General features: G+C 66.9%; 18 protein-coding genes. 10 read left to right on the top strand and 8 right to left on the bottom strand.

Annotated elements, in window-relative coordinates; all coding sequences use genetic code 11:
- The first annotated feature begins 11 nt into the window (after positions 1-11).
- Entirely contained in the window at positions 12-899 is an 888-nt protein-coding gene (locus tag IP93_RS05795; RefSeq protein WP_144813172.1) for a DMT family transporter, read from the top strand.
- Positions 900-936: 37 nt separating this feature from the next.
- On the opposite strand, the gene lysA is transcribed toward IP93_RS05795, so the two are convergent.
- Genes lysA through IP93_RS05780 form a run of 3 tightly spaced genes read right to left on the bottom strand, consistent with a single transcriptional unit; the run spans position 937 to position 6,886 of the window.
- Positions 937-2,211: a diaminopimelate decarboxylase gene (gene lysA / locus IP93_RS05790; RefSeq protein WP_144813170.1), complete on the bottom strand. Its 1,275-nt coding sequence runs from the start codon at positions 2,209-2,211 to the stop codon at positions 937-939.
- A gap of 56 nt (positions 2,212-2,267) precedes the next feature.
- The gene (locus tag IP93_RS05785) at positions 2,268-5,309 is read right to left on the bottom strand and encodes a TonB-dependent receptor (RefSeq protein WP_144813167.1); all 3,042 of its coding nucleotides are present in this window, start codon (positions 5,307-5,309) and stop codon (positions 2,268-2,270) included.
- Complete coding sequence (locus IP93_RS05780; protein ID WP_144813164.1) at positions 5,306-6,886, bottom strand: transglutaminase-like domain-containing protein; 1,581 nt, start codon at positions 6,884-6,886, stop codon at positions 5,306-5,308. Before IP93_RS05780 ends, IP93_RS05785 begins: the two co-directional genes overlap by 4 nt.
- A gap of 167 nt (positions 6,887-7,053) precedes the next feature.
- Between IP93_RS05780 and IP93_RS05775 the strand changes: the two genes are divergently transcribed.
- Positions 7,054-8,496, top strand: coding sequence for a C40 family peptidase (locus IP93_RS05775; RefSeq protein ID WP_144813162.1), 1,443 nt, complete (start codon positions 7,054-7,056; stop codon positions 8,494-8,496).
- On the top strand, positions 8,493-9,599 hold the full coding sequence (locus IP93_RS05770; RefSeq protein WP_144813160.1) for a dipeptide epimerase: 1,107 nt from the start codon (positions 8,493-8,495) through the stop codon (positions 9,597-9,599). Before IP93_RS05775 ends, IP93_RS05770 begins: the two co-directional genes overlap by 4 nt.
- A 60-nt stretch (positions 9,600-9,659) precedes the next feature.
- Here IP93_RS05770 and IP93_RS05765 read toward each other — a convergent pair whose 3' ends face one another.
- A complete protein-coding gene (locus tag IP93_RS05765; RefSeq protein ID WP_144813158.1) occupies positions 9,660-10,409 on the bottom strand; it encodes a phosphatase PAP2 family protein in 750 nt (249 codons plus the stop codon).
- The gene (gene ispG / locus IP93_RS05760; protein WP_144813155.1) at positions 10,372-11,640 is read right to left on the bottom strand and encodes a flavodoxin-dependent (E)-4-hydroxy-3-methylbut-2-enyl-diphosphate synthase; all 1,269 of its coding nucleotides are present in this window, start codon (positions 11,638-11,640) and stop codon (positions 10,372-10,374) included. The genes IP93_RS05765 and ispG overlap by 38 nt, the downstream gene beginning before the upstream one ends.
- 124 nt (positions 11,641-11,764) lie before the next feature.
- Between ispG and xseA the strand changes: the two genes are divergently transcribed.
- Positions 11,765-13,108, top strand: a complete 1,344-nt coding sequence (gene xseA / locus IP93_RS05755) for an exodeoxyribonuclease VII large subunit (RefSeq protein WP_144813153.1) — start codon at positions 11,765-11,767, stop codon at positions 13,106-13,108.
- A gap of 101 nt (positions 13,109-13,209) precedes the next feature.
- Positions 13,210-14,640: an aldehyde dehydrogenase family protein gene (locus tag IP93_RS05750; protein WP_144813151.1), complete on the top strand. Its 1,431-nt coding sequence runs from the start codon at positions 13,210-13,212 to the stop codon at positions 14,638-14,640.
- A 65-nt stretch (positions 14,641-14,705) separates the two neighbouring features.
- Here the strand turns inward: IP93_RS05750 and IP93_RS05745 are convergent, their stop codons facing one another.
- A complete protein-coding gene (locus IP93_RS05745) occupies positions 14,706-17,627 on the bottom strand; it encodes a putative bifunctional diguanylate cyclase/phosphodiesterase (RefSeq protein ID WP_242006764.1) in 2,922 nt (973 codons plus the stop codon).
- 272 nt (positions 17,628-17,899) lie between these two features.
- On the opposite strand from IP93_RS05745, the gene IP93_RS05740 reads away from it, so the two are divergent.
- Both IP93_RS05740 and IP93_RS05735 read left to right on the top strand, forming a co-directional pair.
- Positions 17,900-18,496: an IMPACT family protein gene (locus IP93_RS05740; protein ID WP_144813148.1), complete on the top strand. Its 597-nt coding sequence runs from the start codon at positions 17,900-17,902 to the stop codon at positions 18,494-18,496.
- A complete protein-coding gene (locus IP93_RS05735) occupies positions 18,493-20,271 on the top strand; it encodes an ABC transporter transmembrane domain-containing protein (RefSeq protein WP_144813145.1) in 1,779 nt (592 codons plus the stop codon). The genes IP93_RS05740 and IP93_RS05735 overlap by 4 nt, the downstream gene beginning before the upstream one ends.
- Positions 20,272-20,284: 13 nt before the next feature.
- Here IP93_RS05735 and IP93_RS05730 read toward each other — a convergent pair whose 3' ends face one another.
- Positions 20,285-21,238, bottom strand: a complete 954-nt coding sequence (locus IP93_RS05730; RefSeq protein ID WP_144813142.1) for an integron integrase — start codon at positions 21,236-21,238, stop codon at positions 20,285-20,287.
- A 928-nt stretch (positions 21,239-22,166) separates the two neighbouring features.
- Here IP93_RS05730 and IP93_RS05725 point away from each other — a divergent pair.
- The 3 genes from IP93_RS05725 (at position 22,167) to IP93_RS05715 (ending at position 23,263) form a co-directional block, all read left to right on the top strand.
- Positions 22,167-22,529, top strand: coding sequence for a cupin domain-containing protein (locus tag IP93_RS05725; RefSeq protein ID WP_013722854.1), 363 nt, complete (start codon positions 22,167-22,169; stop codon positions 22,527-22,529).
- Between the two features lie 140 nt (positions 22,530-22,669).
- A complete protein-coding gene (locus IP93_RS16070; protein WP_144813140.1) occupies positions 22,670-22,915 on the top strand; it encodes a DUF1010 domain-containing protein in 246 nt (81 codons plus the stop codon).
- Positions 22,916-22,933: 18 nt separating this feature from the next.
- Complete coding sequence (locus IP93_RS05715) at positions 22,934-23,263, top strand: hypothetical protein (protein WP_144813137.1); 330 nt, start codon at positions 22,934-22,936, stop codon at positions 23,261-23,263.
- A 365-nt stretch (positions 23,264-23,628) separates the two neighbouring features.
- Here IP93_RS05715 and IP93_RS05710 read toward each other — a convergent pair whose 3' ends face one another.
- Positions 23,629-24,717, bottom strand: coding sequence for an IS110 family RNA-guided transposase (locus IP93_RS05710; RefSeq protein ID WP_144813134.1), 1,089 nt, complete (start codon positions 24,715-24,717; stop codon positions 23,629-23,631).
- Positions 24,718-24,824 lie beyond the last annotated feature (107 nt).

Below are 24,824 nucleotides of genomic sequence, written 5' to 3'. Positions count from 1 at the left end.
CCAACCCCCACATGCGCGCCGCGCTGCTGATGCTGGGCAGCACGGTGTTCTTCGGGTTGATGGCGGTGGCGATCAAGCTGGCCTCGCAGACCCTGCACACGTTCGAGATCGCATTCTTCCGCAACTTCTTCGGCCTGATCGCCGCGCTGCCGCTGCTATGGCGCCACGGCCCCGACCTGTTGCGCACGACGCAGTTGCCCCGCTACGTGGTGCGCTGCGCGATCGGCGTGATGTCGATGCTCTGCGGCTTCTGGGCCATCGGCAACCTGCCGCTGGCGCAGGCCGTGTCGCTGTCCTACTCCACGCCTTTGTTCGTGACCATCGCCGCGGTGCTGATGCTGGGCGAGCAGGTGCGCGCGCGACGCTGGGCCGCCGTGGTGCTGGGCTTCATTGGCGTGCTGGTCATCGTGCGCCCCGGCAGCGCCGGCTTCAGCGCAGGCACGTTGATCGCCCTGAGCGCCGCGGTGCTCAGCGGTCTGGTGTCGATCCAGATCAAGCAGCTCTCACGCACCGAGCCGGCCGACCGGATCGTGTTGTGGACCACCCTGCTGTGGGTGCCGATGTCGTTGATCCCCGCACTGTTCGTCTGGGAGTGGCCGCGAGGAATCACCTGGCTGTGGGTGGCCGCCGCTGGCGGACTGGGCACTACCGGGCACATGCTGTGGACGCGCGCGCTCAAGCTTGGCGACGTTTCGGCGCTGACCCCGATCAGCTTCATGCAGCTGCCGCTGGTGGCCGTGCTGGGCTACCTGTTGTTCGATGAGCAGGTGGATCGCTGGACGGTCATCGGTGCCGGCGTGATCTTCTCCGCCAATGCCTACATCGCGCACCGCGAGGCACAGCTGGCCCGGCGTTCGGCCTCCGCCGGTGCGACGCAGGCGGCCAAACCCGGCGAATAAGCCACCGCCGGCACGCGCCGAAAACCGCGGGATTACGTCAAGGCGATGTCCAGTCGGCGGTGGACTGTTCACCGGCCAGCATCTCGTCCAACGTCTGGCGTCGCCGCACCACCGCGTACCGGCCCGCGTCCACGAACACTTCCGCCGGCAAAGGCCGCGAATTGTAGTTCGACGCCATCGAGGCGCCATAGGCGCCCGACGCGAGGATCGCCACCAGCTGGCCCGCCTGGCAACGCGGCAGCTGGCGCGCCGTGGCGAAGGTATCGCCGGTTTCGCAAACGGGGCCGACCACATCGTAGGCCACGCGCTCCTGCGGTCCGGAACCGTCCACTGGCAACGGCACAATGTCATGCCACGCGTCATACAGGCTGGGCCGCAGCAGATCGTTCATGGCGGCATCCAGCACCAGGAAGCGGCGCGTGTCGCCCTGCTTTTCCAGCAGGACGCGCGACAACAGCAGCCCCGCCTCGGCCACCAGCCATCGACCGGGCTCGACCAGGATCCGGCCCTCGAACCACCCCAGCGCGTGCCGGATCGCCGCTGCGTATTCCTCCGCGCTGGGCGCCTTCTCGCCCTCACGGTAGCGCACGCCCAGGCCGCCGCCCACGTCGATGCACGCGAGCTCGCTGCCTGCCGCGAGCAGTGTCCGGGCAAAATCCGCCATGCGCGCAAGCGCCTCGTGCATTGGCTCGAGCGAGAGCAACTGCGAGCCGATGTGCATGTGCAGCCCATCGAGCCTGACGTCGGGCCAGCGCTGCGCCGACGCGAACCATGACCGGGCCTCGCCTATGGACACGCCGAACTTGTTCTCGGCGCGGCCGGTGGAAATCTTGGCATGGGTCAGCGCATCCACGTCCGGGTTGATCCGGGCCGAGGCGCGGGCGACGGTTCCGCGTCGCCGGGCCACGGATTGCAGCGTTTCCAGCTCCGCCAGCGATTCCAGGTTGAAGCGCCCCACGCCAGCGGCAAGCGCGGCCTCGACCTCGGCGACGGACTTGCCCACGCCGGAGAACACGATCCGTTCCGCGGCAATACCGGCCCGCAACGCGCGTTGCAGTTCACCACCGGAGACAATGTCGGCACCCGAGCCTTCGGCTGCCAGCAGCTCCAGCACGGCCCGGTTGCCGTTGGCCTTGACCGCGTAACAGATCCCCGCATCCAGCCCGGCAAGGGCATGGCGCAGTGCACGGTAACGGGTGCGGATCATCGCCGGCGAATACACGTACAACGGCGTGCCTTCGACCGCGGCCAGAGCCGTCAGGTCAACGCCTTCGAACACGCCATCGCGGGCAAGCATTTCGGAATCAAGCATGGGTCGTTTCGTGGCGGGGGGCGACCCGATGACCGGGCCGCCCGCCACCATTGGCCTCAGAAGTTGTAGCTCACCACCAACTGCGCGTAGCGAGGCGACTGCCAGCGCGTGCCGGTGCCGAACAGCGATCGCGTCACGCCCGGGCCCTTTTCGTAACGGGCGCGCACGTTGACCACTTCCTGCTCGTTGAGCAGGTTGAAGATCGACAGCCGTACCTTCAGGTCGATGCCGGGTACCGGCAGGGCCCAGGTCACGTTGGCACCGACGTTGTGGATCCACGGCATGCGGCCGAAGTCGCCGCGCGGCGAGTATTTGAACACACGCTGGTCCCACGACATGTTGCAGTTCTGCACGCACAGCCAGCCGGAGCCGCCACCCGAGCCTTCGGTCACGAAGCTGCCGGCACCGATGCTGTCATCCGGCCAAGCCACGCCGAACGCCGTGATCGGGCCGCCCGACATGCCCGTGTAGGTGGCACCGAACGACCACATTTCGTTGAGCTTGTAGGCGCCGCGCAGCTTGACCTGGTGGCGATGGTCGTTGAACAGATCGCCGTAACGCTCGTTGTTGGCCGGGTGGTCCCAGTGCTGGACCATGCCGGTGTCGCCGTAGTTGGTATCGGAGTTGACCGGTCCTTCATGGTTGCCCTCCGACTTCGACCACAGGTACGAGGCATTGAACGCCCACTTGTCATCCCAGGCGCGATCGATCTGGAACTCCAGCGCCTTGTAGGTGCGGCGCGGCTTGGAATAGCCGATGATCTTGTTGCTGCCGCCCATCATGTAGCCCTCTTTCGAGGTGTCGATGGTGACCCATCCGTCCTGGGCGCACCCCATTTCCGTGGTCCCCCAGAGCGTGAGCTTTTCGCCGGGATTGGCGATGGGCCACAAGGTGCCGTGGCGTACGCCACACAGCGCATTGACGCGGATGTCGTCCATCGCGTTGGGCATGCGGCGGTACGTGGCGTTGACGCCCCACGACCAGGCCTGGTTGATCATCTGCTGGAAGCCGAGGATCGCCTCGTCCTGGTAGACGGCATCCAGGTCGCGGTCAACGCTCTGGCGCAGGTCGTCCACCGCCAGGTTGTAGGAGTCGTCGATCGCGCCGATCTGGTTGCCGAGGATCGGCCCCATGTAGCTGGAACCGGTCACCGGGTTGGTGGCGGCACGCCAGCCGTCCAGCGCGTAGAACGTGCGCTCGTCGATCAGGCCGCCTGCGAAGTTGTAGTTGATGATGTTGGTGACCGGCAGGTAATAGCGGCCCAGGTTGCCGAACAGCTTGCTGCTGCCGTCGCCCTTCACGTCCCAGGAGAAGCCCAGGCGCGGGGAAACCAGGTTGTCCATCTTGATGAAGCTCTTGCCGGCCGCGGTCTTGTTGTCGAAGCTGTCCGCGCGCACGCCCACGTTGAGCACGAAGTTGGGGGTGATGTTCCAGATGTCCTCGAGGTAGAACGCGTTGGCGGTGGTTTCGAATTCACCGCCGTCGACGCGGCGGCGGCCCATCACGATTGCGTTGACGCCAGCGGGGACGGTGGCACCGTTGTCCAGCACCGCGCCCGGCGTGGCGCCGAACACGGTGTAGCGCATGCCGGCGGAGCCCGGGTAGCGGGTGGTACGGTCGGTGACCATTTCCTCACGGTCCATGCCGAAACGCAGCAGGTGGTCACCCAGTGCCCATTCGAAATCCAGGCGGCCCACCTTGCGCTCGTCATAATGCCGGACCATCGACGACGAACTGCTGGGATGGCAGCTGACCGCGGGCTTGCCCATCGCGTTGTAGACCGCGTTGTAACTGCTGTCGATCAGCACCTGTGCACACTGGGTGTCCGCCGCCGAATACACCAGGCTGCTGCTGCGGTTGAGGCCGTACATCGCCTTCGCGGTGAAGTTCTGGCCAAAATGGCCGGTGTAGGTCAGCGAACCGTTCTTGCCGCCGCTCTCCGACGTTGAACTGCCGGTGAAGGCGCCGACGGTGGAGGTGGCGTAGTCGTAGCCATAGGCGTCGGTGCCGGTGTCTCCCTCGTCGGAGAACGCCAGCAGTTCCAGGGAATGGTCGTCGTTGAGGTACCAGTCCAGCTTGGTACCCCAGAAGCCGTTGTTGGAACTGCTGTCGCTCCAGGTGGTGCCGGCCTGGTTGGTGAACCGCGGCTCTTCCTCACGCTGCTCGTACATCGCGAAGATGAACAGCTTGTCCTTCACGATCGGTCCCGAGGCCCAGACGTTGGCCTTCATGAAACTGTTGCGGTCGTGGTTGGCGCGGTAGGTTGCGGACGCCGGCTTGCCGTCACCGTCGATGCCGTCGAACTGGTGGTCGTCGGCCGACGCGCGCCAGGCGGACGGCTCGAAGGTCACCTCCACGCCCGACTTGAACTCGTTGCTGCCCGAGCGGGTGACGGCGTTGATGACGCCGCCGGTGCTGCGGCCGAACTCCACGGAGTAGCCGCCGGTCTTGACCTGGAACTCCTGGAAGAACGCGAACGGCGCGGCGGAGAAGCTCTGGCGGCGATAGAAATCGGTGACATTCAGGCCGTTGATGAAGACGGAGTTCTCCGCCACCGAGGATCCGCCGAAAGACATGCCACCGAAACTGGAGTTGCCGCTCACCACGCCGGGCGCCAGCAGCGCCACAGAGGTCAGGGTCTGGTCCACCGGCATCCGCGCGATCTCCTCGCGGTTGATGTTGGTGGAGGTTTCGGTGGACTGCACGTCGACCCGGTTGATCACCCGCGAGCCCACGACCTGCACCGCATCGAGGTTGGTCAGGTTGCCTTCCGCGCCAAGGTTGACTGTGGTCGTGCCGCCCAACGAGACATTCACCGCCACCGGTGCCCCGACCGGCTGGCCATCGCGGTTCGCCTGCAGGCGATAGTCGCCCACCGGCAGCTGGGTCAACCGGTAACTGCCGTCGCGGCCAACGGTGACCGTGCGCACCTGTCCGGTGGCCGTGTTGGTCACCATGATCTGGACGCCCGCGTCCGCGCGACCTGCCACCGCACCCGTCGCGGCCTGCGCAAAGGCGGAAGGAGCGGCGATCGATGCAATGCACAGCCCCATGGCCATGCATAGGACGGATTTTCGCAGGCGGCGTGTCGTACTCATGGGTTCTCTCCAGACAGGGTTGTCATTGCATTGAAAGGAATGGGCTCCACGATGAAGTCGTAGTCCCACTGGTCGAAATAGAGGTTTCCGCCACGCCATTCGGCTTCGCCGCGCTGCAGGTCGACGGTCTCGGAACGGAAATGCTGCTTGGACGGCACGAGCGCGCGACCGTAGTCGTCGTTGAATGCAATCCTGTGGCCGTCGATCCCACCGAGGTAGAAGCCGGCGACGGCCGCATCCGGGTCGTCAAGGCGTCCGAAGGTGACGTCGAACGGGATCCAACCGTAGGGCGCGATGTAAAGCTGGCCCCAATCGTGGAGGTTCCAGTAGCCGCGGCCGCGGCCTCCGCCGTCCTCGCCGAACATCATCCCCGACTGCCAGCGCGCCGGGATGCCATTGAGGCGCAACAGGGTGATCAACAGCAGCGTCTGTTGCCCGCAATCGGCGTGGCCGGCGTGCAATGCGTAATCGCTGATGTTGGAAATCGTCGAATACTCACGCGCGCCCGCCCACGGGATGCGGTCGACCGCGTCGTACAGCCTGCGCGCGATGGTCCATGGGTCGGTCTCGCTTCCCACCACGCCGCGCGAGAATGCCTTCAGTTCGTTGGTGAAAACGACGTGCGGCGCGCGCTCGGCAAGGAACGGGGACAACCCGGACGACAAGGCAGCATCGCCCACCTTCACCGGATCGACTTCGAAACGACGGGCGCTGAGCGTTATCTCGTAGCTCACCGAAAAGCGCGTCGCCTGCCCCCGCTCCGCAGGTTGCTCCATGTATACCGTGCGCTGCAGCGCATCCACGGGAGCGATGCGGTGCCCGACGGGCACGCTGGCAAGCAGGCGCACACCCTCCTGCTGCCCGGGGATCTCCCGCGGGAACGGAATCCAGGCGCGGATGACTTCTCCATCGGGAACGGCATCCGCATTCACCGTCAGCGACTGCGTGATCTTCCAGCGCCGCGGCAGGACGCTGTCCGCCTGGCCCCTGCGGGTGGCCGCGACCACTTCGGCATGATGGCGGTGCGGCTCCGCGAAGGGGCTCTCGACAAACGGCGTCTGTTCAGCGCGGCGGGCGCGTGCCTCGGCGCTCACCCGGAACAGGTTCGATGCGGTGCGATTGAAGTAGCGCCGCTCACCGTCGATGTCCATGCGCTCCAGCAGGCCCTGCGCATCCCAGCGCGAGAACTCCTCGTCGCGCAGGTCCGGGATCCGGCGGCGCACGCCATCACGCACCTGGGCCGCGTCCTGGTTGAAGTCCAGTTGGATGCGCCGCATGCGCTCGCGTTGGAATGCCAGCACCCGTGCGTCCAACGGCGAGGCCAAGCCGACCGCCGCATCGATCATGGCATCCGCACCGGAGAAGTCACCCCGGTCAACGCGTTCGATCACGTCCCGCACCACGGGGCTGGCGCTGGTCTGGGCACCTTCGGCAATGGATGATTCCGCCGCGGCCTGCGGCCCGCTGGAACCACGTCCGCCCGCCACTGCAAGCACACACACGCTCAAGGTCGCCCACAGAAGCGGACGTGCCCGGCGCGAACGGCTCACGGCAACACTGGAATTGACAGCCCCCATCCGACGCGCCTCCCCCGACGATCGGTAACATTCGAGGCTTGTGTAGCACGCACCCGGATACTGGTCAATAATTTATTCTTGTCGTGTATGATGAACGCATCATCTATTCTGCGATGCAGCATTTTTGATCCCTTACTCCTCAGCCCGGGACCCCACGAGACATGTCGATGACGCGCCTGCTCCCTCACCGGATTGCCCAGCCCGCGATACGCGCCCTCACGCTCGCGTTGGCGCTCGCCTCCCTGCCGGCGTTGGCACGTGGGCCGGCGCCCACGCTGCGCGACAACCTGACCGTGCCGCCCAGTGGCGTCATCGGCGTCGAAGACGAGTACCTGTCGCCCGCATTCTGGATCCAGCGCGCGCCTTCGCCGGACGAAGTACTGCTTGACACCGCTGCCATCGCCGCCCGCAACGCCCGACTGCTGAAGGCCGACGCCTCCATGCACGACCTTGCCGCCCTGCCCACGGCGCTCAGCGACACGCAGGTCCGCGGCTGGATCGACGGACTGGCATCGGCACCCACCCGCCCCCTCTGGGACGAGCAAGACCAGCCGATCGCCAAGGCCACGCTGGACGCCATCGTCGCCAACCGCGCGATGGACGCCATTCCCGCCCGCCAGCCCACGCGCTTTGGCCTGGCGGTCGAACGCACCGCGCTGCGCGCTTTTCCCACCTCGCTGCGCGTGTTCAATACCGCGGGTGACGGCGACATCGACCGGTTCCAGGAAAGCGCGCTGTTCCCCGGCGATCCCATCGCCATCGTGCACGAGAGCGCGGACCACGAATGGCTGTTCGTGGTCAGCCCCCGTTATGCGGCATGGGTGGCTGCGCGCCATGTCGCCGAAGGCGGTCGTGACGACGTGCTCGGTTACCAGGCACGCACGCCCTATCGCATAGTCACCGGTGCGAAGGTGCATACCGTGCACACCCGCGAAGCACCGCGCGTGTCCGAACGGCAACTGGACATGGGCACCCGCGTGCCGCTGGCCGATGTGCCGCGGGACCGCCCGGTGAACGGCCAGCATCCGTACGCGTCGTGGATCCTGCAGCTGCCGGTGCGCGATGCCGCCGGCCGCCTGGGTTTCTCTCCGGCCCTGTTGCAGCGCAGTGCCGACAGCACCGCGGATTACCTGCCGCTGACCCGCGGAAACCTGCTGCGCCAGGCGTTCAAGTTCCTGGGCGAGCGCTACGGTTGGGGGCATTCGTACAACGGCCGGGACTGCAGCGGATTCGTGTCCGATGTCTACCGCAGCATGGGCGTGCAGCTGCCACGCAATACTTCGGCCCAGGCCGTCAGCCCTGTTTTCCCCAAGACGACCTTCCAGCTTGGGGACTCGCGCGAAAAGCGCCTGGACGCCATCCGCGCGCTCGACATCGGCGACCTCATCTTCATCCCGGGGCACGTGATGATGTTCGCCGGCTGGATCGACGGCGCGCCGTACGTGATCCACGACACCAGCGGTGGCAGCTACCTCGGTGCCGACGGCCAGCTGCACCCGATGCACCTCAACGGCGTGTCGCTGAACCCGCTGCTGCCGCTGCGGTTTGGCAAGGACCATGACTACGTCGACCGCATGACCGCCATCGTCCGCGTGACCCGCGCGCAATGAAGATCACCGACATCCGTTTTGGAATGCTGCGCGTTCCGCTCAAGACCCCGTTCAAGACCGCGCTCCGCAGCGTGGAGCAGGTCGAGGACGTGGTGGTGATGGTGCACACCGACACCGGACACGTCGGCCATGGCAGCGCGCCGGCCACGGCGGTGATCACCGGCGACACGCACGGCTCGATCATGGCGGCCATCAGCGGCCACATCGTCCCGCGCCTGGTCGGCCAGCACATCGCAAACCTCAACCACCTCACCCAGCTGGTGCAGGGCGCGATCGAGCGCAACACCAGCGCCAAGGCGGCGGTGGAGATCGCACTGTACGACCTGTGGGGCCAGTTGCATGGCGCACCGCTCTACCGGCTCCTGGGCGGTGGCGATCCGGCCATCACCACCGACATCACCATCAGCGTCGATTACATCGACAAGATGGTGTCGGATGCGCTGGCCGCGGTGGATCGTGGTTTCGAGTCGTTGAAGATCAAGGTCGGCAAGGACATCGGCCTGGACATCGAGCGCACCAAGGCCATCCACGCGGCGGTCGGCGGACGCGCCCTGCTGCGCCTCGATGCCAACCAGGGGTGGACGCCCAAGCAGGCGGTGTTCGCGCTGCAGGCACTGGAGGACGCGGGCGTCAAGCTGGATCTGGTGGAGCAGCCGGTCAAGGCGCGCGACCTGGAGGGCATGCGCTATGTCACCGAACGCGTGAACACGCCGGTGATGGCCGACGAAAGCGTGTTCGGCCCCCGCGAAGTCATCGAACTGATCCGCATGGGCGCGGCGGACATCGTCAACATCAAGCTGATGAAGAGTGGTGGCATCTCCAACGCGGTACGCATCGCCGACCTCTGCTCGCTGTACGGCATCGAATGCATGATCGGCTGCATGCTCGAGTCCAGCATCGGCGTGGCTGCTGCCGTGCACGTGGCGGTCGCGAAGGCCGATGTCATCACCCGGGTCGATCTAGACGGCCCCTCGCTGTGCCGGCATGATCCGGTCGCCAGCGGCGTGCGGTTCAACGACGCCGAGATCCGCGTGACCGACGCACCCGGACTGGGCATTCGCGGCATCGAGGACTTGGCCGCGGCACACGACCTCGCAGCCTGAAGGGGCGGCGGCATTCAACCAGGACCGGCCGCGGTCGCCGGCCGTCCTGCTGCCGCGGGATCACCGGGCCGTTGATCCGCCGCTGGACGACCTGTCCGCCCAGGGCCGGGCGTGGCCATTGAACACGCTGAAATAGCAGGCCATCGCCCAGGCCATGGCCGCCGCCCATCCAGCCAGGACATCGGATGGGTAGTGCACGCCCAGGTACACGCGCGACAACCCCACGCCCAGCACGAACGCCGCGGACCCCAACAGCACCGGCCACCGCCAGCGCGTGTTCCACGCCAGCGCGACCAGCACGCAGGCCAGGGTCGCCGAGCCCATCGCATGCGCACTGGGGAAGCTGTAGCTGGCTTCCGGCGCAATCGATTCCCACAGCGAAGGGCGTGCACGCGCAAACCCGTGCTTGGCTCCAATGTTGAGCAGCGCAGAACCGCCCAGCGCGATGGCCGCGAACACCGCCTCACGCGCATGCCGTCGCAGCGCCAGCACTGCAACCAGCAACAGGTCGGCCGGCACCACGCCGTAGGCATGGCCTGCCCGCGACAGCCACAGGAACGACCGGTCCAGGCCCGAATCGGCGCTGGCACGCGCGAACAACAGCAGCGGCTCGTCGAAAGCGATCCGCTCGCGCTGGTGCACATCCGCCGCCAACTCACCCAACACCCACAGCGGGGCGAGGATGCAGGCAAACAACAACAGCAGTCGCCAACCGTGGCGGCGCAACAGTCCAGCGGCCAGCCGCGCGCCCTCGCGCAGCGCGGCGGGGGTATCAGCCACCCGCGCCCGCGCCGAACCTGCGTTCGACATACTGGTCGATGATCGCCACGAACGCGTCGGCGATGCCTTCGCCGCGCAGGGTCACGGTCTTCTCGCCATCCTCGAACACCGGCGCCGACGGCGCTTCGCCCGTGCCCGGCAGCGAGATGCCGATGTTGGCGTGGCGCGATTCGCCCGGCCCGTTGACCACGCAGCCCATCACCGCCAGCGTCAGGTTCTCCGCACCCGGGTGGGTGACCTTCCACTCCGGCATCTTGGCGCGCACGTGTTCCTGCACCTTCTGCGCCAGTTCCTGGAAGAAGGTGCTGGTGGTGCGCCCACACCCCGGGCACGCGGTGACCATCGGGGTGAACGCGCGCAGGCCCATGGTCTGCAGCAGTTCCTGCGCGACGATGACCTCGTTGCTGCGCGCCTGGCCGGGCTCGGGTGTCAGCGAGATCCGGATGGTGTCGCCGATGCCTTCCTGCAGCAGCACGCCCAGCGCCGCCGACGAGGCGACGATGCCCTTGCTGCCGATGCCGGCTTCAGTGAGCCCCAGGTGCAGCGCGTAGTCGCCGCGTCGGGCCAGCTCGCGGTACACCGCGATCAGCTCCTGCACGCCCGAGACCTTGGTGCTCAGCACGATGCGGTCCGCCGACAGGCCGATGTCCACCGCGCGCGCGGCCGAATCCAGCGCCGAGCGGATCAGGGCCTCGCGCAGCACTTCCGCCGCGTCGCGGGGCTCGGCCAGCGCGTGGTTCTCGTCCATCAGCTGCACGGCCAGCGCCTGGTCCAGCGACCCCCAGTTGGCGCCGATGCGCACCGGCTTGCCGTGCCTGATCGCAAGCTCGATCAGGGTGGCGAACTGGCTGTCCTTCTTCTTGCCGAAGCCGACGTTGCCGGGGTTGATGCGGTATTTGGCCAGCGCCTCGGCACAGGCGGGCTCGGCGGTCAGCAACTGGTGGCCGTTGTAGTGGAAGTCGCCGATGATCGGCACCGAGATACCCATCATCGCCAGCTTGTCGACGATGCGCGGCACCGCGGCGGCGGCTTCCACCGTGTTGACCGTGACCCGCACCAGCTCGGAGCCCGCGCGCCACAGTTCGGCCACCTGCTTCACGGTGGAGGCCACGTCGGCGGTGTCGGTATTGGTCATCGACTGCACCACCACCGGCGCCCCACCGCCCACCTGCACGCCACCGATCTCGACGGACCGGGTCAGGCGGCGCGGCAGCGGACCGAAGGCGGGGGTGGCGCAGGGCTTGGGGGCATCGACATTCATCCGCGCATTGTACCGCCGCGGCTCCCCTGCTCCGTACCTCGGCCGCCGCCCGCCCACACGCGCCCCATGCGTGACCCCGCCCCCCTCCTGCGGTAGGGTGTGCTGCCGTCCGCCCGAACCGCCGATGTCCCGCGACGACACTCCCGATGTCCTGACCCCCAGCCAGCTCAACACGCTGGCGCGCGACCTGCTGGAAGGCGCCTTCCCGCTGGTCTGGGTGGAGGGCGAACTGGGCAACCTGTCGCGCCCGGGCTCCGGGCACCTGTACTTCACCCTCAAGGACGCCCGCGCGCAGGTCCGCTGCGCGATGTTCAAGCCCAAGAGCAGCTGGCTGAAGTTCACCCCACGCGAGGGCCTGAAGGTGCTCGCCCGCGGCCGCCTGACGCTGTACGAGGCCCGCGGCGACTACCAGCTGGTGCTGGACCACATGGAGGAGGCCGGCGAAGGCGCACTGCGCCGCGCCTACGAGGAGCTGCGCGCCCGGCTGCAGGCCGAAGGGCTGTTCGATACCGCGCGCAAGCGCGCCCTGCCCGCCTATCCGCGGCGCATCGGCGTGATCACCTCGCCCAGCGGCGCGGCGGTGCGCGACGTGCTGAGCGTGATCGGCCGCCGTTTCCCCATGGTCGAAGTGGAGGTGCTGCCCGTGCCGGTGCAGGGTGATGGCGCCCCTCCGCAGATCCTGGCGATGTTGCAGCAGGCCGCCGCGTCCGGGCGTTACGACGTGCTGCTGGTGACCCGCGGCGGCGGCTCGCTGGAAGACCTGTGGGCCTTCAACGACGAGCGACTGACGCGCGCCGTCGCGGCCTGCGCGGTGCCCGTGGTGGCGGCCATCGGCCACGAGACCGACTTCAGCCTGGTGGAATTCGCCGCCGACCTGCGCGCACCCACGCCCTCCGTGGCCGCCGAATTGCTGGTCCCCGATCGCGATGAGCTGGCCCGCCGCGTGGCGGCCCTGCATGCACACCTGCAGCGCCAGTCGCTGCAACGCCTGCGCCAGGCCATGCAGCGCGCCGACCGCGCGGCGCTGCGGCTCAACGCGCAGCGGCCGCAGGCACGGCTGGACGCCCTGCGCCGCCGCCAGCAGGAGGCCCTGCGCCGGCTGTTGCAGGCCTGGCGGCAGCGCATGGCCGGTGAGCAGGCTCGGCTGCGCCATGCCGGCACGGCGCTGCGCACCACGCATCCGCAACGCCGCATCGAGCGCCTGCGCGAACGCCTTGCACGGTTGTCGCCGCGACCGCACGCCGCCACCGCACGCCGGCTGGCCAATGACGCCCTGCGCCTGCGTGGCCTGGCGCGCTCGCTGGAAGCGGTCAGCCCGCTGGCCACCGTGGCACGCGGATACGCCATCCTGCAGACACCGGACCGGCATGTCGTGCGCAGCGTGCTCGACGTCGCGCCGGGCGATCGGCTGGAGGCCCGGCTTTCCGACGGCACGCTGAAGGTGCGGGTCGAGGATCCGCGCGGCTGAAGCCTCAAGCCGATGCCGCCGCCGTCGGTACCGACGCCATCGCGCCGGGTTGCCGCGCGATGTACTACCCTCGGGACAGGTTCCCCCGCGTACGCACGGCCATGTTGAAGAAGCGCTACCCCTACTATCTGGCCAATCGCCCGGTCCAGGCCAACGACCACCTGGACGTGCTGGACAAATACCGCGGCAAGCGCGCCACCCGGGTGGCGTTCGCCGACGCCGCCGCGGTGCGCAAGGCCATCGTGGCCGCACACAGGGCGCGCGACGCGATGGCCGCGTTCCCGCCCGATGCGCGCCGCGACGTGCTCGAACATTGCGTGCGACGCTTCACCGCGCGTGCCGAGGAACTTGCGCAGGCGCTGTGCATCGAGGCCGGCAAGCCGATCAAGGACGCGCGCGGCGAAGTCACCCGGCTGATCGACACCTTCCGCATCGCCGCGGGCGAGGCCACGCGCATCGGCGGCGACGTGCTGGAGCTGCAACTGTCGCCGCGCACCCGCGGTTACCGTGGCATGACCCGTCGCGTACCGGTGGGGGTGTGCAGCTTCATCACCCCGTTCAACTTCCCGCTCAACCTGGTGGCGCACAAGGTGGCGCCCGCCATCGCCGCGGGCTGCCCGTTCGTGCTCAAGCCCGCGGCGAAGACCCCGGTGGGCGCGCTGATCATCGGTGAAGTGCTGGCCGAGACCGACCTGCCCAAGGGCGCGTTCTCGGTGCTGCCCTGCTCCAACGAGGACGCAGCGCTGCTGGTGGAGGACGAGCGCATCGCGCTGCTGAGTTTCACCGGCGGCCTGGTGGGTTGGGAGCTGAAGTCGCGCGCCGGCAAGAAGAAGGTGACGCTGGAACTGGGTGGCAACGCCGCCTGCATCGTCGACGAGGACCCCGGCGCCAGCCTGGACCACGTCGTGCAACGGCTGGTGTTCGGGGCCTACTACCAGAGCGGCCAGAGCTGCATCAGCGTGCAGCGCATCTACGTGCATGCCAGCCTGCATGACCGGCTGCGGCGCAAGCTGAAGGCGGCGGTGGCGAAGCTGCCGATGGGCGACCCGCGCGACGAAAACACCTTCATCGGCCCGATGATCGACGAAGCGGCCGCCAAACGCGTGGAAGCCTGGATCGACGAGGCCCGCGATGGCGGCGCCAAGCGGCTTGCCGGCGGCAAGCGCACCGGCAACCTGCTGCCTGCCACGCTGCTGGAGCGCGTGCCACGCAGCTGCACGCTGTATCGCGAAGAAGCCTTCGGCCCGGTGGCCTTCATCGAACCGTTCGAGCATTTCGAGGATGCCATCGCGCGGGTCAACGACAGCCGCTTCGGGCTGCAGGCCGGCATGTTCACCGGCCGCATCGACCACGCCATGCAGGCGTGGGATCGGCTGGAGGTGGGCGGCGTGGTGGTGGGTGACGTGCCCAGCTTCCGCGTCGACAACATGCCCTATGGCGGGGTCAAGGACTCGGGCCAGGGGCGCGAGGGCGTGCGCAGCGCCATCGAAGACATGACCGAGCCGCGCTTGCTGGTCATCCGCACCGGCTGAGCAGCCAACCCCGTTTGCACGGCTCGTGCGCTGGAAGCTCCAGCACCCGGCCATCGCACCCGGCGTCAGTGGCTGGCCACGCGCTCGGGCGACTGGACCATGGCCTCGGCCGGGAAGCCGAACAGGAACCCCTGGCCGTGGCTGCACCCCAACTCGCGCAGGACATCGCGCTGCAGCGCCGTCTCGATGCCCTCGCCGATGGTATGGATGCCCAGCGTACCGGCAAGGGCCTGGATGGCGCGGATCACCGCCTCGCTCTCGGGCCGTGTTTCGCCTGCCAGGCCCGCGACGAAGCTCTGGTCGATCTTCAGGCACTCGATCGGGAACCGGTGCAGGTACGACAGCGCCGAATAACCGGTGCCGAAATCGTCCAGTTGCGCCACCACGCCGTGGCTGCGCAAGGTGCGCAACATGCGCAGCGCCCGCGGGACGTCGTCCAGCAGCGCCACCTCGGTGATCTCGATGCGCAGCTGCGAGGGGTCCGCGCGGTGCGTGGCCAGCAGGCGCAACAGCCGGTCGGCGAACTCGGGCGAGCGGAAGTGGCGCGGTGACACATTGATGGACACGTATCCATCCGTGCCCTGCGCCAACCGCGCGGCCACCTGGTCGTAGACCACCCAGTCGACTGCTTCGATCAGGCCGCTGTCCTCGCCCAGTCCGATGAAGTCGGGCGGAATCAGCAGGCCTCGCCGCTCGTGTCGCCAGCGCAACAGCGCCTCGTGGCCCACCACCCGCCCGGAATCCAACTGCACGATGGGCTGGTAGTACGCCACGAAGCCATCGCCATTGATCGACCGGCGCAGGTCTGCCTCCAGGTCCAGGATCTTGACCGCCTCCTCGCGCATGTCCTCGTCGAACACCGCCAGGCGATCACGGCCCGCGGCCTTGGCGCGGTACATCGCCGCATCCGCATCGCGCAGCAGTTCCATGCCATTGCGATAGCGCGCATGCCAGAGTGCGATGCCCAGGCTGGCCGACGGGAACACCTCGCGTCCCGCAATCCAGCATGGCTGTCCCAGTGCGCCCAGGATGCGACGCGCCAGCTCCTCGGCCATGTACTGGCCCTCCAGGCCTTCGATCAGGATGGCGAATTCGTCGCCACCCAGCCGGGCCACCGTATCGCCCGCGCGCACCATCGAGACGATGCGCTGCCCGGCCTCGACCAGCAGTTCATCGCCGGCGGAATGGCCCACGCTGTCGTTGACCAGCTTGAACCGGTCCAGGTCGAGGAACAGCACCGCGAACAGTCGCGATGGATCCTGCCGGGCCGTGGCGATCGCCGCCGCCAGCCGGTCGAGCAGCTGGTTGCGGTTGGGCAGCCCGGTCAGCGCGTCATGCCGCGCCTGGTGGGTGAGCTGCTGTTCGGCACGCAGGCGCTCGCCAATCTGCTGCAACAGCTCGGCATTGGTGGCCGCCAGCTCGCGGGTACGCACCTCCACGCGCTGTTCAAGCTCGGCGTGCGCGGACACCAGGCGGTCCTGGGCCTGCTTGCGCGCCAGCGCGATGCTGATGTGGTGCGCGACAAACGTCAGCAGCTCCTGGTCGCGCACCGTGAACATGATCGCGGGCGAATAGCTCTGCACCGCGATGACGCCCACCACGTTGTCGTCGCGGTACAAAGGCACGCCCAGCCAGCAGAACGCCAGCGCACCCATGCTGCGGGCCAGTCCCTGCACCCCCAACGCATCGATCCTCGCGCGATCCGCGAGCAGCGGCCGGCCGTTCGCGATCACGTATTCGGTCAACCCGCTGGACAGCTTGCGGGCGGGACGCGCGATATCGCGCTCGTCGATCGAGTACGGGAACTCGAGGAAGCCGCCATCCTCGGACAGCAGCGCGATGTAGAAATTGCGCGCATACAGCAGTTCGCCCACCACGTCATGCACGTGGGCATAGAACCGCTCCAGGCTTTCGGCGGTGATCGACAGCTCGGCGATCCGGAACAGGGCGCGCTGCAGCCGCTCGGCACGCTGGCGTTCCACGATCTCCGCCTGCAGGTCGCGATTGCTCTGCTGCAGTGCGCGCGTGCGCTCCTCCACACGCCGCTCCAGCTCTTCGCGTGCGCGATGCCGGTCCAGGGCGGTGAGGATGTGCTGGGCCACGAACAACAGCAGCGCCCGCTCCTCCTCGCCAAAACAGTTGGGGCGGTCGTAACTCTGCACCACCACGGCGCCGCAGACGCGGTCATCCCGGCGCATCGGCACGCCCAGCCAGTCCTCGCTTTCCGGTCCCGTACCGGGCGGATCCGCCAGCGCCGCGGCCTGGGGGGCACTCATGCCCAGCTGTTGCCGGATGTCATCGGTGGTGCCCTGCAGCGGTTCGCCGTGGCGCAGCAGCGCCAGCGTGATGCTGTCGGGCATGTCGTCCGCGCCGAACTCGACGTCCGGATCGGCGACGAACGGATCGCGCTCATCGGCGAAGTACAGGAAATTCATCCGGTCGCGCACATCGTCGTACAGCACGATGTAGAAGTTCTTCGCGTACATCAGGCCATCGACGATGGCGTGGATGCGACGCAGCATGTCCGGCATGTCCAGGTCCGACCCGGCCAGGTCGCCAATTTCGTACAAGGCCTGTTGCAGCTGTTCGGACTTGCGCAGCGCCACCATGCGTTCCTGGGCACGGCGCAACTGCAGGCACGCCGTGGCCATGCCCCGCACCAGCCGCGGCCAGTCAGCGCGCAACGAATCGGCCACGGGTGTAGCCGGTTCCGCCACCACGGCCACGCGGGTGCCGTCGGCCATGGCCCACGCAGTGGCCAGCGTTGACCCGGGGGCCTCATTCGGCAGCGCGCCGTCAAGCAGGCGTCGTGCGAAGGCAATGGCTTCCGCGGACGCGTCCAGCACCGAGAGCCCGCTGTCGCCGTTTCCGTCGGCGCGCCATGCCATCACCAGCCGCGCACCCGGCAGCAACTCGCGCTGCAGGCGGTCAGCCAGCGAACGGGCGTCCGTCAGCGGCGCCATCTCCTCGCTTGTGTGGACATTCATCATCTGGTGACAACGCAATCCCTTCAGGACGCGTGCCTCCCCGGCACGCGCCGATTCAGGCAATGGCAACCCCGTCGTACCCCGCCGTCCGTTGCAAGGAGCAATGAAGGCCCGCCCGCCCCTGTCAATGCCCCCACCATGCCGCAACGGCTTCCCGACGGCAACGGGAGTCCGTACCCTGAACGGGATGAATGCCGCTGCCAGCCTGGGCCACAGGCGATGGCGCAGCGTTCGAGGCGCCCGGAGTAAAATGCGCGCATGGGGTCCCGGCAATGAGCATCGACACACTGGCGGCACCGGCCTCGCACCTGCTGGAGGTCAAGCACAGCCGCTTCCTCGCCCAGGCTGCGTCGGTGACCACCGCGGAACAGGCACTGGCCTTCTTCGCCGAAGTCGGTGACCCTACCGCCACGCACAACTGCTGGGCCTACCGCCTCGGCGGCCTGTACCGCTTCAACGACGACGGCGAGCCGGCGGGCACCGCGGGCCGACCCATCCTGTCCGCCATCGACGGCCAGGGCTACGACCAGGTCGCGGTGGTGGTGACCCGCTGGTTCGGCGGCATCAAGCTGGGCGCGGGCGGACTGGTGCGCGCCTACGGCAGCGCCGCGGCGGAATGCCTGCGCACCGCCCCCCGCCAACCGCTGGTGGTGCTGCGCGAAGCCACCGTGGCCTATGCCTTCGAGGACACCGGCGCGGTACATGCCGCACTGGCACACTTCGGTGCGGAAAAACTCGACGAAGCCTTCGGCCCCGATGGCGCCCGCCTGCACCTGCGGCTGCCCGCCGAACGCCTTGCCCCCTTGAAAGTGCAACTGCGCGACGCAACCCGGGACCGGGTGCGCATGCTCGACCAGGACAGCGAATGAACCAGCCTGCCAATGCCACGCCCACCGCCCAGGCCAAGCCCGCCATCGGCAGCCTGCGCACGCTGTGGCCTTTCGTCAGCCGGCATCGCGGCCTGTTCGCCGGCTGGCTGGTGGCGCTGGCCTGCTCGTCGGCGGCCACGCTGACGCTGCCCAAGGCCTTCGGCACCATGATCGACCAGGGGTTCGCGCAGGGCGGTGGCGCGGCCATCGACCGCGCATTCCTGCTGCTGTTCGCCGTGGCGGTGGCACTGGCACTGGCGACGGCCGCGCGCTTCTTCTTCGTTTCGCTGCTGGGCGAAAAGGTCGTGGCCGACCTGCGCGAGCGGCTGTATGCGCACCTGGTGGGCCTGGACCTGGGCTTCCATGACCGCAACCGCAGCGGCGAGCTGGTGTCGCGCCTGACCGCCGACGCCGAACTGCTGCGCAGCGTGATCGGCTCGACCATGTCGGTGGCGCTGCGCAGCGTCGTCACCTTCCTGGGCAGCCTGGCCATGCTGTTCGTGACCAGCCCGCGCCTGGCCACGTTTGCGTTGCTGGGCATCCCCCTGGCCGTGCTGCCCATCGTGCTGGGCGCACGCCGGCTGCAGAAGATTTCCCGCGCCAACCAGGACCGCGTGGCCGATGCCAACGCACTGGCCGCCGAAACCCTGGGCGCGGTGGCCACCGTGCAGGCCCACGCACGCGAGCCTTACGAGCGCGGCCGCTTCGCCAGCGCATTGCAGGTGGCCGTGGCCACCGCGCGCCGCCGCATCCAGGCGCAGGCCTGGGTCACCGCCATCGCCATCGTGCTGGTGTTCGGCGCCATCACGCTGGTGCTGTGGTCGGGCGCGCACGACGTGGCCTCCGGCCGCATGACCGCCGGCACGCTGGGCCAGTTCGTGCTGTACGCCCTCATCGGCGGCGGCTCGGTGGGCGCGCTGGCCGAAGTGTGGAACGAACTGCAGCGTGCCGCCGGCGGCATGGGGCGCATCAGCGAGTTGCTGGAAGAGACCCCCGCGATCACCGCGCCCGCCAGTCCCGCCACGCTGCCCAGCCCCGTGCGCGGCGACATCGTGCTGGACCGCGTGACCTTCCATTACCCGCAGCGGCCCGACGCCCCGGCGCTGGAGGACTTCAGCCTGCACGTACGCCCCGGCGAAACCGTCGCGCTGGTCGGGCCGTCGGGGGCGGGCAAGAGCACCGTGTTCTCGGTGCTGCTGCGCTTCCACGACCCGCAGGCCGGCCAGGTGCGCGTGGATGGCGTGGACCTGCGGCAACTGGACCCGCGCACCCTGCGCGACACCATCGCCCTGGTCCCGCAGCACCCCACCATCTTCGCCACCACCGCCCGCGACAACATCCGCTACGGTCGCCTGGACGCCACCGACGCCGAGGTGGATGCCGCGGTGAAAGCGGCCCACGCCGCCGACTTCGTGGCGGCCCTGCCCGAAGGCCTGGACACCCAGCTGGGCGAGCGCGGCGCGCGCCTGTCGGGTGGCCAGCAGCAACGCATCGCCATCGCCCGCGCCCTGCTGAAGGACGCCCCCATCCTGCTGCTGGACGAAGCCACCAGCGCGCTGGACGCGCAGAGCGAACGCGCCGTGCAGGAAGCACTGGAAACCCTGATGCAGGGCCGGACCACGCTGGTCGTCGCCCACCGCCTGGCCACCGTGCTCAAGGCCGACCGCATCGTGGTGATGGACCACGGCCGCATCGTCGCCGAAGGGCGCCACGAACAGCTGCTTGCGCAAGGCGGCCTGTACGCCGAACTGGCCCGCCTGCAGTTCATCGACTGACCGCGGCGCGCGGCTAGGTCACCGTATCCAGCGGACTGACCACGCCCGTGGTGCCGCGGTTGAGCACGTGGGTGTAGATCTGCGTGGTGGCCACGTCCTTGTGGCCCAGCAGCTCCTGCACCGTGCGGATGTCGTAGCCACGCTCCAGCAGGTGCGTGGCGAAGGAATGGCGGAAGGTGTGCGCCGTCACCGGCTTGGCGATGCCGGCACGCAACCGCGCACGGCGCAGCGAGCGCGACAACACGTCCGGATCAACGTGGTGGCGGCGTTCCGCTCCGCACCTGGGGTCGATCGAGCGCTTGGCCGCCGGGAACAGGTACTGCCACCCGAAGTCCCGCGCCGCATTGGGAAACTTGCGTTGCAGTGCCCGGGGCAGATAAGCCTCACCGAAGCCCGCGCGCAGGTCATCGTCGTGCAAGGCCCGTGACCGCGCCACCTCGCGCTGCAGCGGTCCGACCAGCGACTGCGGCAGCACCGTGTGCCGGTCCTTGGCCCCCTTCCCTTCGCGGATGATGATCTCGTTGCGGGCAAAGTCCACGTCCTTGACCCGCAGCCGCATGCACTCCAGCACGCGCATGCCCGTACCGTAGAGCAGGCTGGCGACCAGCCACATGCGGCCATCCAGTTGGGCCAGCAGGCTGGTTACTTCCCGCACCGAAAGTACCGTGGGCACCCGCTGCGGCCGCTTGGCGCGGACGATCCCGTCCAGCCATGGCAACTCCATCGCCAGCACCTCCCGGTACAGGAACAGCAACGCCGCCAGCGCCTGGTTCTGCGTGCTGGCGGCCACCTGCCCCTCGACCGCCAGATGGGTGAGGAAGGCCTCGATCTCCACCTGCCCCAACCCGCGCGGATGGCGCCTGCCGTTGGCCAGGATGAAGCGCCGAATCCATGCGATATACACCCGCTCGGTGCGCAGGCTGTAGTGTTTGACCCTGATCCTGCGGCGAACTTCGTCCAACAGCATGGGACGTGATGGCCCTGACGCGTCCTTGCTTATCACCACCTTTTGCGGTTGATAATCCATATCACCCCACCTATGCCGGATAACGCGGCAAGGATCGCGCCGAACTGAGGCGCGCGCAGTCGGGCAAGGGATTGATCCTCGGTAGGATTTTTCCGATTGACAGGCGAGAAGAAGGCTCTGACGATTCGGTGATATCGTCCCGATACGGGATCTAATTAGTGTTAGCCTTCCAGAGCACCGCCCATCGGCTTCGGAAAAATCCTACACGGGAAAGCGCACTTGTCTGATTGACAGCATCTCGTTGTCACTTAGGATCAACAATGCGCCTGGCGCAGACGAATAACGTAGTTATACGGCTGCGCCAGGCGCATTGTTGGTCTCGGAAACGAGCTACTGTCGCTTCGGTCGCTTTCAGTAAGGCAGTTTCAAGTTGCAGCAGGGGCGGCGCTCTTGCAGGCTAACTAGGCGTTCAACCAGTCGCCCGCCTCGCTTCGCGAGTCGGGTCCCCTCCGCGCTTCGCGCTCCGGCGCTGGTTAACTAAGTAGTTAGCCTTCCAGAGCACCGCCCATCGGCTTCGGAAAAATCCTACACGGGAAAGCGCACTTGTCTGATTGACAGCATCTCGTTGTCACTTAGGATCAACAATGCGCCTGGCGCAGACGAATAACGTAGTTATACGGCTGCGCCAGGCGCATTGTTGGTCTCGGAAACGAGCTACTGTCGCTTCGGTCGCTTTCAGTAAGGCAGTTTCAAGTTGCAGCAGGGGCGGCGCTCTTGCAGGCTAACTAGGCGTTCAACCAGTCGCCCGCCTCGCTTCGCGAGTCGGGTCCCCTCCGCGCTTCGCGCTCCGGCGCTGGTTAACTAAGTAGTTAGACTTTTGGGCGGCGCGAATCTTGCTGCCCAAAGGCTTGCATTTACGGAGCAAAAAATGAGCACTCACCGCGTGTATAAGTCCCATGAATTCATGCAGCCAGCCGAGAAAGAACCAATACGGTCTGTTGTTGTTGAATCTTCGCATTCAGTTATCGTGGCTTGGCATGTGGAGCCCGGCCAAACTATTGCGCCACATATTCACCCCGACGGACAAGATACATGGACCATCCTTTCAGGGGAAGGTCAATATCAAATTGACGAGCAAGGCAACACCGTTGCAATTGTTCCGGGGGATATCGTAGTTGCAAACAAAGGGCAGGTGCACGGTGTTCTTTGCACCAGCGTTGGCCCACTTCGGTTCATTTCAGTGGTTGCGCCTTTGGATGCTGGTTATGAACCGCTATCAGCAAAAACATAGGGGATATCAAGTGCAACAAGCTGCCTCCGCTCCCCAGCCTAACTGTTTGGTCAAGCTGACGCCAACAGGCTCCGCCTGTTGGTACCCTCCGCTTCGCTCCGGCGCAGCTTACCGCGGGCGTTAGTCCCATCAACCGATTCATGCGCGCAGCCACTTATTCCAGCGCTATGCCCTGTTCAAAAGGTTTTCAAGCCTTTTTGGGCTCCAGCGCTTGTGTAGCAAGCGCCACCAGCTATCATTCTTGCAGCGCTGCGCCGCTTTCGTGGCCCAGCGCTTTTTCGTGGGCTGCGCCTTTCTTCAAGTCAGTGCGTCCCCTCTTGGCTTTCGGGTCTAACCCTGCAGTCAAGCGGACCCGCCAAAGGCGGGCCGCTTACCTTGGTCGTTAGGCGTCCAACGGAGGTTGCATGAAAACTATCGTCGCAATGCTTGCAGTTGTAGCCTTGCCAGTTCTAGCCGCCGATCCGCCCGGCCAAGGCAACCATTCGCATCATGAGCGGATAATCAATCAAGCTTCTGAGTTGGTGCCGTGGTGCAAGTCCGAGGCAGAGTCTCGGTACATCGCAAAAAACATCACGCCTTATCAATGGTCGGCCTCCTATCACGACAGGAGTAACGTCCTCTTCGTCGAGGGTAGACTTCGCGTTCATGGCGACGACATCGCTGTGCGTTGCAGAATCGCAAGGGGCGCTCGTGAGGGCTACGCCGTAATTGAGATAAATGATCCTGCACTGTGATCCGGTGCCTAACAGATCCGTAAGGAGCTTCCCGTCAACCCCGGAAGCATGATGTTCTTGCCTGTAGCTTTAAGGCGGTTGCTGTTACTTGTGTTGTAGTGCGGTACTGCGTGTAGCTGCCAGTGCGATGCAGTTCCAACGGTTGCCAGACTGCATTTCCGTAATCGGTCTTGTTGGGCGTTGGTTGCTCGCCCGGACCAGGGTAAAAACCGCGCCCGGAGGCCTCGCTCATTCATCGGTTTCGCCCATGCCCTAGGGATCAGCTTGGGCATGTGGTGGCGCCGAACAGTTAGTCAGGCTCTCTCCAGGTGGGTCTGACCCGTTGTCTACCGTGCTCGCTCTGGCGGTGAATTTGGGTGTATCGATCAAGCCGTTTGCAGTGACCTCGTGCTACGCGGCCGCTGCACCATCGGGTGTTTCAGCCACGCGTGTTCGTCGTAGTCCTCATCGCGGGCCAGCATCGCCCACAGTTGGCGGGCGTGTTTATTGGCGATCGCTGCCAGCACCTTGCCGAATGGTAGGCGTGCGGCGAGCTCGCGGATCCAGCGTTGCTCGGGCGTGGCCTTCTCCAGCGATACCGCTTTTGCCCGTTGCAAACTGCTACGTGCGCCTTGGATCAACAACGTTCGAAGATAGCCGTCGCCGCGCCGGCTGATCGCGCCCAGCCGCGCTTTTCCGCCGCTCGAATGCTGGCTGGGCGCCAGCCCCAGCCACGCGGACAGCTGCCGGCCGTTCTTGAACTCGCGGGCATTACCGACCGTGGCGACCATCGCGTCGGCCGTCAACGGCCCAATGCCGACGATGCGCCTGATGCGCACGCAGCGCGCATCATTGGATGCGTTGGTGGCAATGGCGTCATCGCAGTCGGCGATACGATCACCCAGCACATTCCAGTGCTGAACCAACGCGTCGAGCGGTCCAAGCAGTGACGACGGCAACCTGTCACGAACGGCCGCATCGGCCATCGCGTGGCGCAACGCCCGGTCCTGCTGCGCCACCACCACGCCGAACTCGGCCAACAATCCACGCAGGCGATTGCTCGTGGACAGGGCATCGGCCTTGTAGCCCTCGCGGAGCCGATGCAGCGTCAGCCGAGCCTGTTGGTTCACCGACTTGAGCGGCACGAAGCGCATGTTGCCCTGGCGCGCTGCCGTGGCAATGGCTTCGGCGTCGTTGCGGTCGTTCTTGGCCGCGCGGCTCTTTCGAAACGGTGTCACGAACTGCGCCGGGATCAGCTTGGGCACCAGGCCATGAGTCAGACAATGGCGCCCCCAGTGGTGCGCGCCGCTGCAGGCTTCCATGGCCACCACCGTGCCGGGCGGCAACTGAGCCAGCCACGCAGATAGGGCGTCGCGCCGCAGGTCGCGGCGCTGCAGTACGCGGCCGGAGCCATCCAGTTCGCAGGCAGAGAAAACCAGTTTTGCCAGGTCGATGCCAATGGTTATAGTGCCCATGGGAGACTTCTCCTCTGCGTTGATTGAGTCGCAACCCAATCATGGCCCTCGAGGCCGAACGGCGATGCCGTCGGAGGGGAAGTCTCCTTTTTACTCGTTCAAGTCGA

The organism is Aerolutibacter ruishenii, from assembly GCF_007830115.1.
GTDB classification, from domain to species: Bacteria; Pseudomonadota; Gammaproteobacteria; order Xanthomonadales; family Xanthomonadaceae; genus Aerolutibacter; species Aerolutibacter ruishenii.
This window is presented reverse-complemented; position numbering and strand designations above follow the sequence as displayed.

Excerpts from the sequence above, each read along its gene's own strand:
- IP93_RS05795 (WP_144813172.1), top strand. The coding sequence starts at position 12 with ATGCGCGCCGCGCTGCTGATGCTGGGCAGCACGGTGTTCTTCGGGTTG.
- lysA (WP_144813170.1), bottom strand. The coding sequence starts at position 2,211 with ATGCTTGATTCCGAAATGCTTGCCCGCGATGGCGTGTTCGAAGGCGTT.
- IP93_RS05785 (WP_144813167.1), bottom strand. The coding sequence starts at position 5,309 with ATGAGTACGACACGCCGCCTGCGAAAATCCGTCCTATGCATGGCCATG.
- IP93_RS05780 (WP_144813164.1), bottom strand. The coding sequence starts at position 6,886 with ATGGGGGCTGTCAATTCCAGTGTTGCCGTGAGCCGTTCGCGCCGGGCA.
- IP93_RS05775 (WP_144813162.1), top strand. The coding sequence starts at position 7,054 with ATGACGCGCCTGCTCCCTCACCGGATTGCCCAGCCCGCGATACGCGCC.
- IP93_RS05770 (WP_144813160.1), top strand. The coding sequence starts at position 8,493 with ATGAAGATCACCGACATCCGTTTTGGAATGCTGCGCGTTCCGCTCAAG.
- IP93_RS05765 (WP_144813158.1), bottom strand. The coding sequence starts at position 10,409 with ATGTCGAACGCAGGTTCGGCGCGGGCGCGGGTGGCTGATACCCCCGCC.
- ispG (WP_144813155.1), bottom strand. The coding sequence starts at position 11,640 with ATGAATGTCGATGCCCCCAAGCCCTGCGCCACCCCCGCCTTCGGTCCG.
- xseA (WP_144813153.1), top strand. The coding sequence starts at position 11,765 with ATGTCCCGCGACGACACTCCCGATGTCCTGACCCCCAGCCAGCTCAAC.
- IP93_RS05750 (WP_144813151.1), top strand. The coding sequence starts at position 13,210 with ATGTTGAAGAAGCGCTACCCCTACTATCTGGCCAATCGCCCGGTCCAG.
- IP93_RS05745 (WP_242006764.1), bottom strand. The coding sequence starts at position 17,627 with ATGAATGTCCACACAAGCGAGGAGATGGCGCCGCTGACGGACGCCCGT.
- IP93_RS05740 (WP_144813148.1), top strand. The coding sequence starts at position 17,900 with ATGAGCATCGACACACTGGCGGCACCGGCCTCGCACCTGCTGGAGGTC.
- IP93_RS05735 (WP_144813145.1), top strand. The coding sequence starts at position 18,493 with ATGAACCAGCCTGCCAATGCCACGCCCACCGCCCAGGCCAAGCCCGCC.
- IP93_RS05730 (WP_144813142.1), bottom strand. The coding sequence starts at position 21,238 with ATGCTGTTGGACGAAGTTCGCCGCAGGATCAGGGTCAAACACTACAGC.
- IP93_RS05725 (WP_013722854.1), top strand. The coding sequence starts at position 22,167 with ATGAGCACTCACCGCGTGTATAAGTCCCATGAATTCATGCAGCCAGCC.
- IP93_RS16070 (WP_144813140.1), top strand. The coding sequence starts at position 22,670 with ATGCGCGCAGCCACTTATTCCAGCGCTATGCCCTGTTCAAAAGGTTTT.
- IP93_RS05715 (WP_144813137.1), top strand. The coding sequence starts at position 22,934 with ATGAAAACTATCGTCGCAATGCTTGCAGTTGTAGCCTTGCCAGTTCTA.
- IP93_RS05710 (WP_144813134.1), bottom strand. The coding sequence starts at position 24,717 with ATGGGCACTATAACCATTGGCATCGACCTGGCAAAACTGGTTTTCTCT.